The sequence below is a fragment of the Psychrobacter sp. N25K4-3-2 genome (assembly GCF_015351755.1).
Taxonomy (GTDB): domain Bacteria; phylum Pseudomonadota; class Gammaproteobacteria; order Pseudomonadales; family Moraxellaceae; genus Psychrobacter; species Psychrobacter glaciei.
The window spans coordinates 78,832-93,601 of record NZ_JADKLX010000005.1; the positions used below are offsets into that span (position 1 = coordinate 78,832).

The following is a 14,770-nucleotide window of genomic DNA, read 5'->3' on the forward strand; positions in this document are numbered from 1 at the left end:
ATTCCTAAAGGTTTTATCTACTAACGCTCAATAACTCTCAATCACCTGCATCAGCTCATATCTGAGCATATCAGCACTGGGCATGCGCTCAGCGTGAAAGCGAACCATGGCAATACCTGCACTGGCTAGAGCTTTGTCTTTTTTATCGTCTGCTTTTTGACGTGCTTTGCTACTATGCGTCCAATCATCAAGCTCTATAGCGACTAATGTAGTCTGAGCATCGACATCCACGATCACATAATCCACGCTTTGACGGCAGATACGATTGAACCAAAAGCTACGCTCAGAGGTCTCATCACTATTGGCTTCGATGATGCGTGACAGCTGAACTTGGACAAATATATGATATTCCGGCAATGCATTTTTTAACTTATTAAAAAATATTACCTCGGTATCGGTCATGATGGGCATCGGTGCAAATGGCCAAATAGCCAGCTCATCGCCGCGTACTGGCTTTGGATCAGGCTCAACGACTGGGGGTTTTTTCAATAGCTTTGGTACGGTAATCAGCCCTAAAAACCCAACAGCCAATATTAAAAATATAACGCCAAATGACATGGTTTTACCTTATACAATATGAAAGTGATTGGCTGAGTGTCATCATTCGCACTGAATCCATGACGGGCCGATCACAGCAGGGCAACCTTTATAGGCTGACAGGTTATACAAAAAGAGATAATAAAAATGGCGCTCATCTTAACTAAGGATGCGCCACTCGGCAATCTATAAAGCAAAAAAACACGACAGCATATGTCGTGTTTTGATAGAAAGCGAATAAAGACCCAACCAATATCTTGAAAAATGTCTCTTCTATTCAGATGTAATCATTTAATGATAGTAGACGAGCCTCTATCTTAACGCCAATAAAGCACCCAAGCGCTCGTCGTATTTACTTTGGGATCGCTATTGATTTTGTCTTTTAATGCCAAGGCCGCGACTTTGCCACGCTCAGGACCGACGACGACTCGGACGCCGCGACTGGTAGCACTGGTCTTCACTTGATAACCTGCTGATTTGAATTTTTTGGCCAATTCATCGGCTTTGGCTTGGTCATTCGCCAAGGCAACCTGCACCCCAAAGCTGCCTTTGGCATCGGTTTCTTTGACTTCTTTACGGGCTTCACTGAGTTTTTGCTGAGCGTCGCGTTTGGCATCAGTCGATTTTTTTGCGAGCGCATCTTCTTTTTTGCGTTTTTCTTCACGAGCCTGTTCAGCTGCTACTGCTTCACGTGCTAAACGATCCACCTGCTTGCGCGATGGAATGGTAATACTCTGACCCAGTTGTAGCGATGTCGATGGCGAAAGGTTATTCGCTTGTGCCAATACTTCTACGGGCATGTTGTATTGCCGCGCCAGTTTTATCAGCCCATCACCTCTTTTTACTTGATAGTCAGAAGGCGATTTTGGTGGCTCATTTTTGGCGGCTTCTGCTGCTTGTTCCACTGCTTGTTTCTTTTTCTCAGCCATGGTCTGAGCATCAGCTTGCTTTTTCGCTTCCGCTTGGCGCTTGGCTTCCGCTTCTTTTTTGGCGGCAGCTTGTTCTTTTAGTACGGCCTGTTTTTTGGCTTCTTGTTGCTGGGCTTGAGCGGCCTTTTGCTTATCGCTATCGCTCGTGTTGGTCGCCGCGGCAGTTGCTTCATCATTAGTACTAGGCTGTGCGCTTGATGTTTGAACCACATTTTGAGCAGCTTCTGAACTGTCGTCATCGTCGGCAGTTGGTGCACTATTGGCTATATACTGCTGATTTTCCGCACGCGATTTTGCCAAGGCTTGCGCCTCCGCAGTCTCTTGCTCCGTCAAAAACTGTTGCGCCCGTTTTTCTTGCTCAGCTACCCGCGCAGCACGTTCTTTTTGCTTTTGCGCCAGGATACGCTTTTCAGTGTCGATGTCAGTGGTCAGTGGCTGCGGCGCCTCTTGCTCGGCACTTGGCTTATCGACCATTGCCGTCGCTGGCTCGGATGTATTACCATCACCAATTTGTTGCACCATGGCATATAGCATTACGCTACCGCCGATAATCATCCCAATGCCCAATAAGGCTTGTCTCGAAAAGTTCATCCGTTTACGTCTCTTAGTTGGTAATAAGGTTGATTGGTCAGCGCGGTTATTGTTAAAACCCTATCAGATAATATCCTACCAGTCGTCTTGATAAATAGCCACTGCCGCCAGTTACTGCCATCCTCTCTCAAAGATTATGTCATATTTATAACAGCACTTTTTTATGAAAGCTATTCTTTATGAAAGTACTTTTTATAAAGCACTCTATAAAATACCTTATAAAAAGCCTCTTTGTTTGCAAAAGCTCTTTGATTATAAAGTATATTTTTTATGCTGTCTGCTCTCACGCTGCTGTTAAGATTAACATTAAACCCGTCATATTTTCACTTAATTTCTCATTTTTCAAGTGCTGCCAATGCCTCACCAATAGTATGAAAGGAGCCACAAACGACAATGAGATCTTGTGGTTGACTGCCATTGATAACGGCCTGCGTCGCTTCTGATAAACGTTTAAACTCATGTATTTGCGTACTATCCACATAGTTACTTAAGATATTTTGCAACTGCTGAGTACTTGCCGCGCGTGGATAATCAATTTCAGCGATGAACCAATCACTAATCGGCAAGCCTGATTCGGTCAAACGCTGCACGACCTTGTCGATATCTTTATCCGCCAACATGGAAAATAGCATTTTAATGGTTGCAGGTGTGCTATCAGTTTGTTCATCATTATTTTGCTTCGCCACATGCTGCTGCCAGAGCGGTGATAATTGCGCTAATAAAAACTCAACCCCTTGCTCGTTATGTGCCACATCAAATAGCCAGTGCCGATTCTCTAACCCTCTATAATCAAAGCGACCTGCCAATTTAACGGTCTGTAGCGCCTGCTCAATAGCAGCAATATCGATTTCTAATGAACTGGCTAACACTGCTGATAAGGCATTGGCAGTATTGGTCAATGACAGTGCTGGTCGTGGCAATTGTAGAGTAACAGCAGCATTACTATATTGCCAAGTAATTGCATCAATCTCGCGATAATGAAAATCTTGCCCTACTTGATAACAAGTTGCTTGATTCTTATCGATAGCCTGTTGCACACTGGTTGGCATATCGGTAGCGCCATAAATTAGGGGAATACCATTGCGTAAGATTCCTGCTTTTTCGCGACCAATATCTTCGACATTGTCACCGAGCCAATCGACATGATCGATACCAATATTGGTAATCACCGCCATGTCAGGGTCGATAATATTGACGACATCTAAGCGCCCACCGAGTCCCACTTCTAATACCCATACATCACAATCGGCTTCGGCAAATATCAATAAAGCAGCCAATGTCGTCATCTCAAAAAACGACAACGTCAAAGCGCACTGTAACCGTGCTGCTTCTACTTTGTTAAAAGCGTTGATTAATGTCTCATCGCTGACCATTTCGCCATTAATGCGTACCCGCTCGTTAAAGGCGCTGAGATGCGGTGATTGATAGAGAGCAGTTTTATAACCTGCTGCTTGGCACATCTGTGCAATCACTGCCGTCGTTGAGCCTTTACCATTGGTGCCTGCCACGGTAAATACATAAGCATCATCTTTCGCTGACTGTACCACACCCAGTGCTTCAGCGACTGGCAACACGCGCGACAAGCCCATATCTATCGCTGAGACGTGTATCTGCTGCATATAATCAAGCCATTCCGTTAAATCGGCTTTATCATTGGGGCTAGCGGGATTAGAAGCTTGAGAATCAGACATGGCGCAAACCTATATATAATTTTATGAAAATAAAAACCGTGTATCTGCTAACTAAAACCAAAAATAGCATTTACCGTTATATGACGATAAATGCTATTAAGGAGTTTTGCATATTTTAGAGATATTAACACGCTGCTAAGCAGTTATAAAACTTATAAACTTAATCCGCTGTTTATTTGGTGCTAAGCATTGACATTAGGAACGCCACATAACTTCGCCAGCAAGCGATAAATGGTATCGATAAGCTGATGACGATGTACCACTTCATCGACCACGCCATGCTCTAACAAGAACTCGGCACGCTGGAATGGTTCTTCTAATGTCTCACGGACGGTTTGCTCAATCACACGCTTGCCAGCAAAGCCAATCATGGCTTTTGGTTCTGCCAGATGGATATCACCGAGCATAGCGAGCGATGCAGTCACACCGCCATAAACAGGATTGGTCAACACGACGATATACGGCACGCCAGCAATTCTTAAGCGTTCAATTGCCGCTGCGGTACGAGCCATCTGCATCAAAGACAACAGCCCCTCTTGCATACGCGCACCGCCTGAGGCTGCAAAGCAAACTAGAGGTACTTTATCTTCAAGCGCTTTTTCAGCCGCTTGGACAAATCGATCGCCGACGACTGACCCCATCGAGCCGCCCATAAAGCGGAAATCAAAAGCACAAGCGACGACGTCAAGATTGCGCAGCTTACCATACATGACAATCAGCGCTTCAGATTCGCCCGTTTTTTCTTGTGCTTCACTCATACGCTTTGGATATGGCTTACTATCGACGAATCTTAGCGGATCTTTTGCCGTAAATTCTTGCCCAAGCTCACCATCTACTTGATCCAATATCCAATGCAGACGCTCGCGAGCACTCATCGGTAAATGATGATCGCAATGCGGGCATACATAGCAGTTAAAAATAAGCGCAGTGTTGGTAATCATCGAATGGCAATTACTGCACTTGGTTGACGGTTCAGTCTCTACTGCTGTCAAAGGCGCTGTCAATTGCTGCTTGATACCTGGTACTGAGCGATTAAACCACGATTGCCCAGCGGTGTTGCCGTTCGGCTCGACGTTGTTTTTTTCAGTATTATTAGGATTAGTCATATCAGGTTTTGTTATTGTATCAGTCATATTATTTGCCATCATCAAAGGCTTATCGACAAGTTGGCTCATTCCCTTGTCCTTGAGAGTTTAATGGTTGTCTAAACAAAGTGTCAAATACCAGCATAACATGAGCAGTTATGGGACACGTTTACATATCCATATCACAGTCTATCGTACTTATGGATAAAGATCAGCGATAGGATTATCAACAAATGCTATTTTAAAAACCACTATCATAATTATATTAGTTTACACTCGTAAACTAAATTTAGCAAAGTCATTTGATCTTGTGTTTATAAATACTAAGTACTTATAAATATTAAGTCTTTATAAGCCGTAAATCAACGTGGCTACGCTATGGACTATTTCTCAGGTTCATACAGTGGAACTTATATAATGTCGATGATGAATGCCAGTGAGTCGCCTGCCATCAGCAAACGCGACCCATTCTGCGCTACCGATGATTTCTATAGGCGATCGCCATATAAGGCAATGACCATATAGATCTAAGCGCTCAAGCTATCCAACGCGCCGCGTAGCTCGTCCATCTTAGCCATGATCTTTTGCTGAGCAGCCGCAACAGCCGTCGCATCGCTCGCATCTATATTAGCAAAATTCTGTACCAACGCACTGCCAACGATGACACCATCCGCATAAGTACCAATCGCTTTTGCAGAAGCCCCATCACGGATACCAAACCCGACACATACTGGAAGGTCTGTCGCGGCTTTAATGGCTTGTACTTGGGTCGCCACAGCAGCTGTATCTAGCGTTGCTGAACCTGTCACGCCTTTCAATGACACATAATAGATATAACCGCCACAATGGGTTAATACTTGCTTACGGCGCTCAGGCAAAGTGGTTGGGGATAGTAAGAAAATCTCATTTATCGAGTTGTCAGTTAAGTGCTGGGTAAAGCTACCCGCCTCTGCTGGTGGCAAATCAACCATCAAGATACCATCTACGCCAGACTGCTCACACAGCGCAACAAAGTTATCATAACCAATGATTTCAACTGGGTTGAGATAACCCATCAAAATGATTGGCGTTTGCGTATCTTGCTGACGAAACTCAGCGACCATTTTTAATGCATCACGCGTACTGGTACCTGCGGCTAATGCACGCTCACCTGCCAAGGCCACGACTGGGCCATCTGCCATTGGATCAGAGAATGGTAAGCCCAATTCGATCATATCTGCACCATGCTTGACTAAGTCATGAAGCAAGCCTACTGTCGTCTCTGGATTGGGATCGCCTGCCATTACATAAGGAATAAGGGCTTTTTTATTTTGTGATTTTAACGTTTTAAAAGTGCTTTCAATACGGGTCATAGTGTTCTCTTATAATTTTGTTAAATAAATTTTTAGCTTATCTGAATGTGTTTTTACCAGCCAATATCCATTAAATTATCAGGATTATCCTGCGATAAATATTCGATACTATTAGCTTTTTGCTTATGAAAGGTATTCATAATATTCAATATTTCACGTAGATCAATATAATGTTGACCATTCAAAATATTGTAATGCTCATATAATGTAAATTTTTTGTGAGCTAACAAGCCGTCAATCCGTCTGCCTTCATTTTTCATAGCTTCCACATGTTCTTTTTTATATATTATCGAAAAACCAATACCAGAATGACTGCTTTGATTTAGAGAAAACTTTTCAACATCATCGAAGCTTACTGTTTGATCATGATGTAGATTATCAATAAATATAAAGAAATGAGATAGAAAGATAATGCTATTTTCTTTAATAACCATAATTGGCACATGCTTCCAAGTCAACCGCTTTGCGACCCATGGATTTGGAACGACAAAACTGTTATAGGCACGATGCACCCAATACGTCATCATAACGAAAAACAACATGGGTATAGTTAAAAGAGACCAAAGCCCAAGAATACTTCTTACAATTTCATCAATTGTTGTAACCGTATAACTTGTCGAAAACTCCCAAACGGCCATCAAGACATACATCACTACCCATACAGTGGCAACTACAAATAAACCATAACTCTGCCAAAAACTGACTCTTTCAGTAGGCACACCCACACTTATTGTGACTGGCGCTGTTAGCACCGCTTGATCTGGATACTTGCTCAACTGGCTAGGCTTACTCGGTATTAAGCGGTTCAAATTCATCAAGGTATACTATCGATAATAAAAACATAACCAGCAACATTGGTAATTACTTTGCTCTATAGAGCAAAGTAATTACCGTATTGAGATATAGAAAATTTATTCAACTTAATAAGCTGCTAAACCTTCTTGTACAATAATCTGAACTCTTCTATTTTTACTACAACTCAATCCCTTCTGCTTTCATTACTGAATGCAAATCTTTATCACCGCGACCTGACATATTGACGATAATCGTTTGATCAGGCGTCATCGTCTTAGCTAGCTTCAATGCATAAGCAACGGCATGCGCAGATTCGAGCGCAGGGATAATACCTTCTTTGCGCGTGACTTCATGAAAGCCTTCTAACGACTCTTTATCAGTACAGCCCACGTATTCAACGCGCTTCATGTCTTTTAAGAAGCTGTGCTCAGGGCCAACGCCTGGATAATCAAGACCCGCAGAGATAGAATGCGTCTCTTGAATCTGTCCGTCATCATCTGCCATTAGGTAAGTACGATTGCCGTGCAATACACCAATACGACCAGCTGCTAGTGGCGCTGAATGACGACCTGTTTCGATACCATCACCTGTCGCTTCGACGCCATACATTTTGACATCAGTATCATTCAGGAAGTCAAAGAACAGACCAATCGCATTTGAGCCACCACCGACACAAGCGACTAGGGCATCTGGTAATTTGCCAGTCATTTGCAAATGCTGAATGCGCGCTTCTTTACCGATAATCGCTTGGAAATCACGCACGAGTAGCGGATAAGGATGCGGGCCAGCGACCGTACCAATAATGTAATAAGTGCTATCGACATTGGTAACCCAGTCGCGCATCGCTTCGTTCATCGCATCTTTAAGGGTACGTGAGCCAGAAGTGACCGGCACAACCGTCGCACCAAGCAAACGCATACGGTAAACGTTCATCTTTTGGCGTTCGACATCATCGGCACCCATATAGACGATACATTCTAACCCTAAACGTGCGGCAATCGTCGCCGTCGCTACGCCATGTTGCCCTGCGCCCGTCTCAGCGATGATACGTTGCTTGCCGCTCATTTTGGCAAGCAAGGCTTGTCCGATGGTATTATTTACCTTATGCGCACCAGTATGGTTAAGGTCTTCACGCTTAAAGTAAATTTGCGCGCCGCCAATCTCGTCACTGAGACGCTTAGCATGATAAAGCGGTGTTGGACGACCGACATAATTGACCAAATCGTTGTGATACTCTTCCCAAAATGCAGGATCGGCTTTGACTTTGGTATATAACGCTTCTAGCTCTTCTAGCGCTGCCATCAAGGTTTCAGAGACAAAACGACCGCCATGCACACCAAAGTGCCCACGGGCATCGGGATACTGATTGAAGTCTTGCACATCAGTTGGATTGGTAAAAGTATTGACGGCTTGTGCCGTGGCTGATAAATCTTTGTTAGCGACATGACTCATGATAATTCCTACTGTAATAAGTGGTATTTTTTAATATAAATAGTGGAGAACGAAAAAATAAGATTTGAGCAGAAAATCGGAATAACGACCAAATAAGGATAAAGGTGCTTTATGAATCGCTTAGATGGCGTCAGTGACCGTCACGCTTTGCCATCGATCGCGTTTGACCGCTTTCATAAAGGCGCGCATTTTGGCAGCATCTTTTTTACCTTTAGCTGCCTCGATGCCACCGCTGACATCAACGGCATAAATGGGTAGCGCTGTCGTCGCAGCGACGTTTTGGGCATCAAGACCGCCCGCTAAGACAATCGGTAACGAGCTATTATGTGGGATAAGGCTCCAATCAAAGCGCGCACCTGTACCGCCATATTTATGCTGATGATAGGCATCGAGCAAAATACTACTCGCCCCTGCCGCTGCAAAGCTATCAATACACGCGCTCACGCTAGCAAGGGTGTCTTGCTCCGCATTGATACGTAAGGCTTTTATCCAGCGTTTATTGACCGCGTTTGCCAATTGTTGGCACTGCTCAGGGCTTTCATCACCGTGGAATTGAATGATATCAAATGCGACATTATCCGCCAGTTCAACCAGCGCTTCGTGTGACATATTAACCACCAAGGCGACGACGCTGACAAAGGCAGGAACGGCGGTGCTTAAGGTTTTGGCTTGTTCAATGGTCACAGCACGCGGACTGGGCGGATAGAATACCAAGCCGACCGCATCTACACCCAATTGGGTGGCGGTATGAATATCAGCTACGTCGGTAAACCCGCAAAACTTCACGTGCATGGTGTGACCTTAAAGTACAGCAGCCAGTGATTGGCTGTCATAGCGATTAAGCATAAAATGATGAGGATTTGTTACTCAATGAGTAAATCAATTGCATCCAAAAACTTATCCTAGCATACTTTTATTCATAGTTTTGTTTATGATTGCGATTGATTAATATGAGGATACTTAATGTCTAACACTGCGTCGGCAACTACCAATACCATTGATAACAACGATGACAATAACAATGATAATACCAGCACTAGCCCCGCCCATTATTTGATGTGGTTTCGCCGTGATCTACGCCTACATGACAACACTGCTTTAGCAGCGCTTTGTGAGCGTGCCCATGATAATGACGCATCAGTAAGCGCTGTATTTTTCCTCACGCCTGAGCAATGGCAAACGCACGATATGTCATTGGTTCAACTCGATCATATCGCCCGTACCTTGCCTATATTGGCAAATGACTTGCACAAACAATTAAATATCACCTTGCATGTACAGATTTGCGATAGTTTCTCTGATTGTGCGGATTCATTAAACGCCTTATGTGCAGCCAATAATATTAGCGGCGTCATGGCCAATCATGAATACGAGGGCAATGAGATTGAGCGCGATGCACAAGCGAACAAGCTGCTAGCAAAAAATGACATCGAGTTTATACGCTGGCATGATCAATGCATTTTACCACCGAAAAGCATCACCACCAATGACGATAGTATGTATCAGGTATTTACCCCATTTTATAAAAAGTGGCGGCATACCTTGGAAGTTAGCAACATACAAATGCATAAAGCTTTAGCAATCGATAGTGATATCGATAGCAACAAGGCTACTTTGGAAATATCAAAACAGGCCGTCAATACTGTCGACGCGATAGAAGCGTTAAGCCAAAAAGTGGTTGAAGACTACCAACAGTCATTAGCAGATAATACCCAGCTCAGTCATATTGATAGTGAGGCACAGCTTACTAACGCACGTGACGCCTATCCTGCTGGAGAAGTGGCGGCTTGTCACCGCTTAGATCAATTCGTTGCGGATGACATTCATAACTACGATGTCAGCCGTGATGTGCCAAGCTTGCACGCCACCAGTCAGTTGTCAGCGTATCTGACGATTGGGGTCATCAGTCCCAGACTTTGCTACTTGCAAGCGGCTAAAGCACAAGAACAACTGCATGGTAATGATGGCGACAATGAAGATATTAACCGCTGGATCAGTGAGCTGGCGTGGCGAGACTTTTATCGTCATGTATTAGCGGATAAACCAAAGCTTATTCAGCATCAGGCTTATAAACATGAGACTGATATTAAGATTAATTGGTCGTATCATCAAGAAGATTTTGATGCGTGGTGTACGGGCAGGACTGGTGTGCCCTTAGTCGATGCCGCGATGCGTTGCTTAAATGCCACAGGGTTTATGCACAATCGCTTGCGCATGGTCACCGCGATGTTTTTGACCAAAGACTTATTGATTGATTGGCGGTGGGGCGAGCGTTATTTTATGCAGCAGCTGATAGACGGCGACTTTGCCTCAAATAATGGCGGCTGGCAGTGGAGCGCTTCGACCGGTACGGACTCTGCGCCCTACTTCCGTATTATGAATCCCTTTAGCCAAGCCAAAACGCATGACCCTGATGGGGAATTTATAAAGGAATGGTTACTTGAATTAAAGGATATGCCTGCCAGCACCTTGCATAGCGAAGACAAAATACGTAAAGCTATCAACACCGACGATATGTTTGGGAAGGTAGATTACCCCGCACCAATGGTCGAACACAAAGCGGTACGGCAACTGGCGATTGCTGAATTTAAAAAATAATGAAGCACGGCATCATAGGGAGACGAATATTCATAGAATAAGGTCTATTGGCTAAAAAACACGTGACTGACTAACCGCTTCGCTACTTAACTTCCGTCATAGTGCTTTCGGGAACATCAACATTGTGAGTGTTATTTGGCGTCTCTAATGTTTTTATTAGAATGCTATATAAAGCAAATGCTAATAAGGTGAAGCTGATAATTAACAATATCCATGTCGCAAACGGAAGTCTTTCTGTCAGCTTGAGGTTTTTATTCGATTTATCGCGCTTATCATTAGCAGCAGGTTGATTATTGAAAATTGTCATATGCATCACCTCTTATATTATATGAGTTTTCTTATCATCAATATTTATAAGACTGGTATAAATTTTTCTAGGACTTGTCATCATTTAGACGTAGCCTTTGAAAAATCAATTTCAGTAGTACTTTATTCTTTTTTTAGAATAAATTCATTATATACCACTATGATAGCGTGGTTATCGATAATTTTAAACTAAAAATATTAGGGCGTGTCCTCAATCTGAATGGAAACAACTAAGTGGGCTACAAATGAAGAGATGCCTTGACTAGAGCCCTCAATAAGCATTTAGGTCTCAAAATCTACGACGTACTTACTGGCAATTGACACGCGCCTGCCCCTTGAGTGGTAACCGTCACAATTGCACCTGTCAACGCAAACAGTTGCTGCAACTGCGTTTGGGCGTTCTGTAGTGCCATATTCATGACATCACCACGGCAGGCACGCTCTAACACTTCTTTTTTTGCCATGCTTTGAGCTTGGTCAAATATTTTAGGATCAACTTGCATCATGCCAAAAGCCCCTGTCTGCCAATCATAAATCTCGATATCATCCAAATAGACTGAAAATATCTCTGAAGGTGGCAAAGTAATATTAATCTGCGGCATTATAGAAGCTGGAGTAGCTGATGTATTATTATCGCCTTCCTGCGCTTCCTCTAGTGTGGCATTAATTTGTGCTGTAGTAGGTGGTATCACTTGCACCATTCCAGGCGTCAATGCACTCAGATCAATCCCTGCCTCTACGCGACCACGGGCGATAAACAAGCCCTTTTGCTCATCTTGCCATAACTTCATCCAGCTCCCTGGACGCTGGCTTGTGATGACAGTATCTACGCTAAAGGCGACCGTTTGTAGGCGATTGAGCTGCTGAATCTTCGTGACCACACCCTCACGAGTGATGGTCTCTATCGGCGCTTCTTCAGTTATATTTTGCGCAGTATAAATAGCAAAAACGATAGCGACCAACCCAATAAGTAACACCAGCCACGACATCAAAGCAATGGGTTTTTTCGCTTGTGTGTTAGTCGAACGGTTATCAACAGGAGAGCGATTATCAGGACGGTTCATATAAGCACCTTTAAAGTTTCATCGTTTATTTTTATAACTACACACAGTTAGGACTACACATTTAGGACTATACAAAAGATCACGTCCTAAATGATAAATGCTATTTTTGAGCAACGACTTCAAGTAATAACTACCAATCCTCTACATAATTTTTAATGAATACCTCTATGTAAAGCACGATATCTTTCCGCACATTTCCACACAAATGCCTTTAAAATCAGTAAATCATCGGGTTACTGTGGTGATATTTACCTGTTTACGTCACGTTCGGCCTGAAAAAACAAAAAGTCATTGCGTCTTAGGCAAACTTTACCTAACATAGTCAGATTGCATGAACAAAAATGTCAGCATATATTTATTTTTCGGGCTTCTAACCTGAAAATTGGTGTTTGAATAGCCCGATATATTGATGCATAAATTAAAAACTTCCCCTGCTGTATGCAGGAAGTAGTTACTGAAGTATTTTTTGTGAAATCATCCTTTAGCTAGGCGATGTCCTAGCCTATTACCAAGTAATAAAGGTAAGCTTGCGGCGGTTCTGAAACTCTCAGCCACACGCTCAACATCCTACTATTTCTTATTTTTTTTATCGTTGATAAGGTTACGCTTTATTTATGAAAGCCAGTCAATTTTTGTTTGCCACTCTAAAAGAAACCCCTAGTGATGCTGATATCGCCTCTAGCCAGTTGATGGTGCGCGCCGGTCTTATTCGCAAAATCGCTTCTGGACTGTATATTTGGTTGCCCATGGGGCTGCGCATCTTACAAAAAGTCGAACGTATTGTTCGTGAAGAGATGCAAAATGTCGGTGCACAAGAAGTGCTCATGCCAATGACTCAGCCAGCAGAACTCTGGCAAACGACCGGACGTTTTGATGATTACGGTCTTGAGCTGTTGCGCTTTAAAGACCGCCATGATCGCGATTTTGTGCTTGGTCCAACCCATGAAGAAGTCATCACCAATCTTGCTCAGGGCGAGCTACGTAGTTATAAACAGCTACCGATTACCTTCTTTCAGATTCAAGGTAAATTTCGTGATGAGATTCGTCCACGTTTTGGCGTGATGCGTGCGCGTGAGTTCACCATGAAAGATGCTTATTCATTTCATGTTGATCAGGCCTCACTGGCTAAAACTTATCATGATATGTATGACGCTTATACGCGTATCTTTACCCGCTTGGGCTTAGATTTCCGTGCAGTACAAGCGGACACAGGCTCTATCGGTGGTTTTGCCTCGCATGAATTCCATGTCTTGGCAGACAGTGGCGAAGATGATATTGCATTCTCAGACTCATCTGACTATGCAGCCAACGTTGAACTAGCAGAATCTGTCAGCACTGCTGAGCGTCAGCCGCCTAAGATGGCACGTGAAGACGTCTTAACCGAAGATATGACCAGCTGTAAAATGGTTGCAGAACACTTAGACATCCCATTATCAACCACGGTTAAAACCTTAATCGTCCATGGTCATACCGAAGACGATGAGCCACAGCTGATTGCGATTGTGCTGCGCGGTGATCATCAATTAAACACCATCAAAGCAGAAAAAATCGAAGAAGCCAACGTGCCGTTGACGCTAGCTTCTGATGAAGAACTGAAAGCAGCTGGTCTGCATAAAGGTTATATCGGTGTTGACTTAGATATGCCTGTGTTTGTCGATCGCTCGGCAGCAGCCTTATCAGACTTTGTCACTGGTGCGAATGAAGTTAACAAGCACACTATTGGCATGAACTGGGCAAGAGATACCCGTCTCACCCGCATCGTCGATGTTCGAAATGTGCAAGAGGGCGATCCTTCTCCTGACGGTAAAGGTAGCCTAAAAATCAAACGCGGTATCGAAGTGGGTCATATCTTCCAACTGGGTGATAAGTATTCACAAGCGATGAACTGTAAGGTTTCAGGTGAAGATGGCAAGCCAGTTACCCTAATGATGGGTTGCTATGGTATTGGTGTTAGTCGCATCATCGCCGCTGCAATCGAACAGAACAACGATGAAAACGGTATCATGTGGCCAAAAACGCCGACTGTTTCTGACTCGATTGCACCGTTCGAAGTGGCTATCATACCGATGAAGTCGAAAGAAGAGACCGTCATGCAAACCGCTACTGCGCTGTATGAAGAGCTAAAGTCTCAAGGTGTCAATGTGTTGCTCGACGATCGTAACGAGCGTCCAGGCGTTAAGTTTGCTGATCTTGAATTGATTGGTATTCCGCATCGTATCGTGGTCTCTGACCGCAATCTTGCTGAAGACAAATACGAGTACGTCAATCGCCGTGAAACAGAAAAGCAAATGCTTAGCCGTGAAGAAGTCATAGCAAAAGTAAGCGGCAAATAGTCTGATTAGCACAGACTGTGCCATAAAAAGCGCCTAT

General features: G+C 43.7%; 12 protein-coding genes. 2 read left to right on the forward strand and 10 right to left on the reverse strand.

The features are described 5' to 3' along the window. Window positions 1-27: 27 nt before the first annotated feature. From IOD06_RS11890 to IOD06_RS11925, 8 genes are all read right to left on the reverse strand, one after another. Window positions 28-558 carry a DUF2726 domain-containing protein gene (locus tag IOD06_RS11890; RefSeq protein WP_194621033.1) on the reverse strand — a complete coding sequence of 177 codons (531 nt, stop codon included), beginning with the start codon at window positions 556-558 and terminating at the stop codon, window positions 28-30. Window positions 559-854: 296 nt separating this feature from the next. Beyond that, a complete protein-coding gene (locus IOD06_RS11895) occupies window positions 855-2,057 on the reverse strand; it encodes a LysM peptidoglycan-binding domain-containing protein (RefSeq protein ID WP_194621034.1) in 1,203 nt (400 codons plus the stop codon). A gap of 335 nt (window positions 2,058-2,392) precedes the next feature. Next, entirely contained in the window at window positions 2,393-3,748 is a 1,356-nt protein-coding gene (gene folC, locus IOD06_RS11900) for a bifunctional tetrahydrofolate synthase/dihydrofolate synthase (RefSeq protein WP_194621035.1), read from the reverse strand. Window positions 3,749-3,930: 182 nt separating this feature from the next. Continuing rightward, window positions 3,931-4,893 carry an acetyl-CoA carboxylase, carboxyltransferase subunit beta gene (accD, locus tag IOD06_RS11905; RefSeq protein WP_189586383.1) on the reverse strand — a complete coding sequence of 321 codons (963 nt, stop codon included), beginning with the start codon at window positions 4,891-4,893 and terminating at the stop codon, window positions 3,931-3,933. 467 nt (window positions 4,894-5,360) lie between these two features. Further along, window positions 5,361-6,185 (reverse strand): tryptophan synthase subunit alpha, encoded by an 825-nt coding sequence (trpA, locus tag IOD06_RS11910; protein WP_194621036.1) that lies wholly within the window; start codon window positions 6,183-6,185, stop codon window positions 5,361-5,363. Window positions 6,186-6,238: 53 nt separating this feature from the next. Beyond that, window positions 6,239-7,000 carry a hypothetical protein gene (locus IOD06_RS11915; RefSeq protein WP_194621037.1) on the reverse strand — a complete coding sequence of 254 codons (762 nt, stop codon included), beginning with the start codon at window positions 6,998-7,000 and terminating at the stop codon, window positions 6,239-6,241. Window positions 7,001-7,157: 157 nt separating this feature from the next. Beyond that, window positions 7,158-8,360, reverse strand: a complete 1,203-nt coding sequence (gene trpB / locus IOD06_RS11920; RefSeq protein WP_025652166.1) for a tryptophan synthase subunit beta — start codon at window positions 8,358-8,360, stop codon at window positions 7,158-7,160. 192 nt (window positions 8,361-8,552) lie between these two features. Then, window positions 8,553-9,224: a phosphoribosylanthranilate isomerase gene (locus IOD06_RS11925; protein ID WP_194621038.1), complete on the reverse strand. Its 672-nt coding sequence runs from the start codon at window positions 9,222-9,224 to the stop codon at window positions 8,553-8,555. A gap of 171 nt (window positions 9,225-9,395) precedes the next feature. Between IOD06_RS11925 and IOD06_RS11930 the strand changes: the two genes are divergently transcribed. Continuing rightward, window positions 9,396-11,030: a deoxyribodipyrimidine photo-lyase gene (locus tag IOD06_RS11930; RefSeq protein ID WP_194621039.1), complete on the forward strand. Its 1,635-nt coding sequence runs from the start codon at window positions 9,396-9,398 to the stop codon at window positions 11,028-11,030. An 82-nt stretch (window positions 11,031-11,112) separates the two neighbouring features. On the opposite strand, the gene IOD06_RS11935 is transcribed toward IOD06_RS11930, so the two are convergent. Further along, window positions 11,113-11,337, reverse strand: a complete 225-nt coding sequence (locus IOD06_RS11935) for a hypothetical protein (RefSeq protein ID WP_194621040.1) — start codon at window positions 11,335-11,337, stop codon at window positions 11,113-11,115. Between the two features lie 295 nt (window positions 11,338-11,632). Continuing rightward, the gene (locus tag IOD06_RS11940; protein WP_194621041.1) at window positions 11,633-12,400 is read right to left on the reverse strand and encodes a DUF4230 domain-containing protein; all 768 of its coding nucleotides are present in this window, start codon (window positions 12,398-12,400) and stop codon (window positions 11,633-11,635) included. Window positions 12,401-13,014: 614 nt separating this feature from the next. On the opposite strand from IOD06_RS11940, the gene IOD06_RS11945 reads away from it, so the two are divergent. Then, complete coding sequence (locus tag IOD06_RS11945; protein WP_194621042.1) at window positions 13,015-14,733, forward strand: proline--tRNA ligase; 1,719 nt, start codon at window positions 13,015-13,017, stop codon at window positions 14,731-14,733. Window positions 14,734-14,770: the final 37 nt, after the last annotated feature.

What these genes read in the sequence shown, in the direction of transcription:
- IOD06_RS11890 (WP_194621033.1), bottom strand. Translation starts at nt 558, where the DNA reads ATGTCATTTGGCGTTATATTTTTAATATTGGCTGTTGGGTTTTTAGGG.
- IOD06_RS11895 (WP_194621034.1), bottom strand. Translation starts at nt 2,057, where the DNA reads ATGAACTTTTCGAGACAAGCCTTATTGGGCATTGGGATGATTATCGGC.
- folC (WP_194621035.1), bottom strand. Translation starts at nt 3,748, where the DNA reads ATGTCTGATTCTCAAGCTTCTAATCCCGCTAGCCCCAATGATAAAGCC.
- accD (WP_189586383.1), bottom strand. Translation starts at nt 4,893, where the DNA reads ATGGCAAATAATATGACTGATACAATAACAAAACCTGATATGACTAAT.
- trpA (WP_194621036.1), bottom strand. Translation starts at nt 6,185, where the DNA reads ATGACCCGTATTGAAAGCACTTTTAAAACGTTAAAATCACAAAATAAA.
- IOD06_RS11915 (WP_194621037.1), bottom strand. Translation starts at nt 7,000, where the DNA reads ATGAATTTGAACCGCTTAATACCGAGTAAGCCTAGCCAGTTGAGCAAG.
- IOD06_RS11925 (WP_194621038.1), bottom strand. Translation starts at nt 9,224, where the DNA reads ATGCACGTGAAGTTTTGCGGGTTTACCGACGTAGCTGATATTCATACC.
- IOD06_RS11930 (WP_194621039.1), top strand. Translation starts at nt 9,396, where the DNA reads ATGTCTAACACTGCGTCGGCAACTACCAATACCATTGATAACAACGAT.
- IOD06_RS11935 (WP_194621040.1), bottom strand. Translation starts at nt 11,337, where the DNA reads ATGACAATTTTCAATAATCAACCTGCTGCTAATGATAAGCGCGATAAA.
- IOD06_RS11940 (WP_194621041.1), bottom strand. Translation starts at nt 12,400, where the DNA reads ATGAACCGTCCTGATAATCGCTCTCCTGTTGATAACCGTTCGACTAAC.
- IOD06_RS11945 (WP_194621042.1), top strand. Translation starts at nt 13,015, where the DNA reads ATGAAAGCCAGTCAATTTTTGTTTGCCACTCTAAAAGAAACCCCTAGT.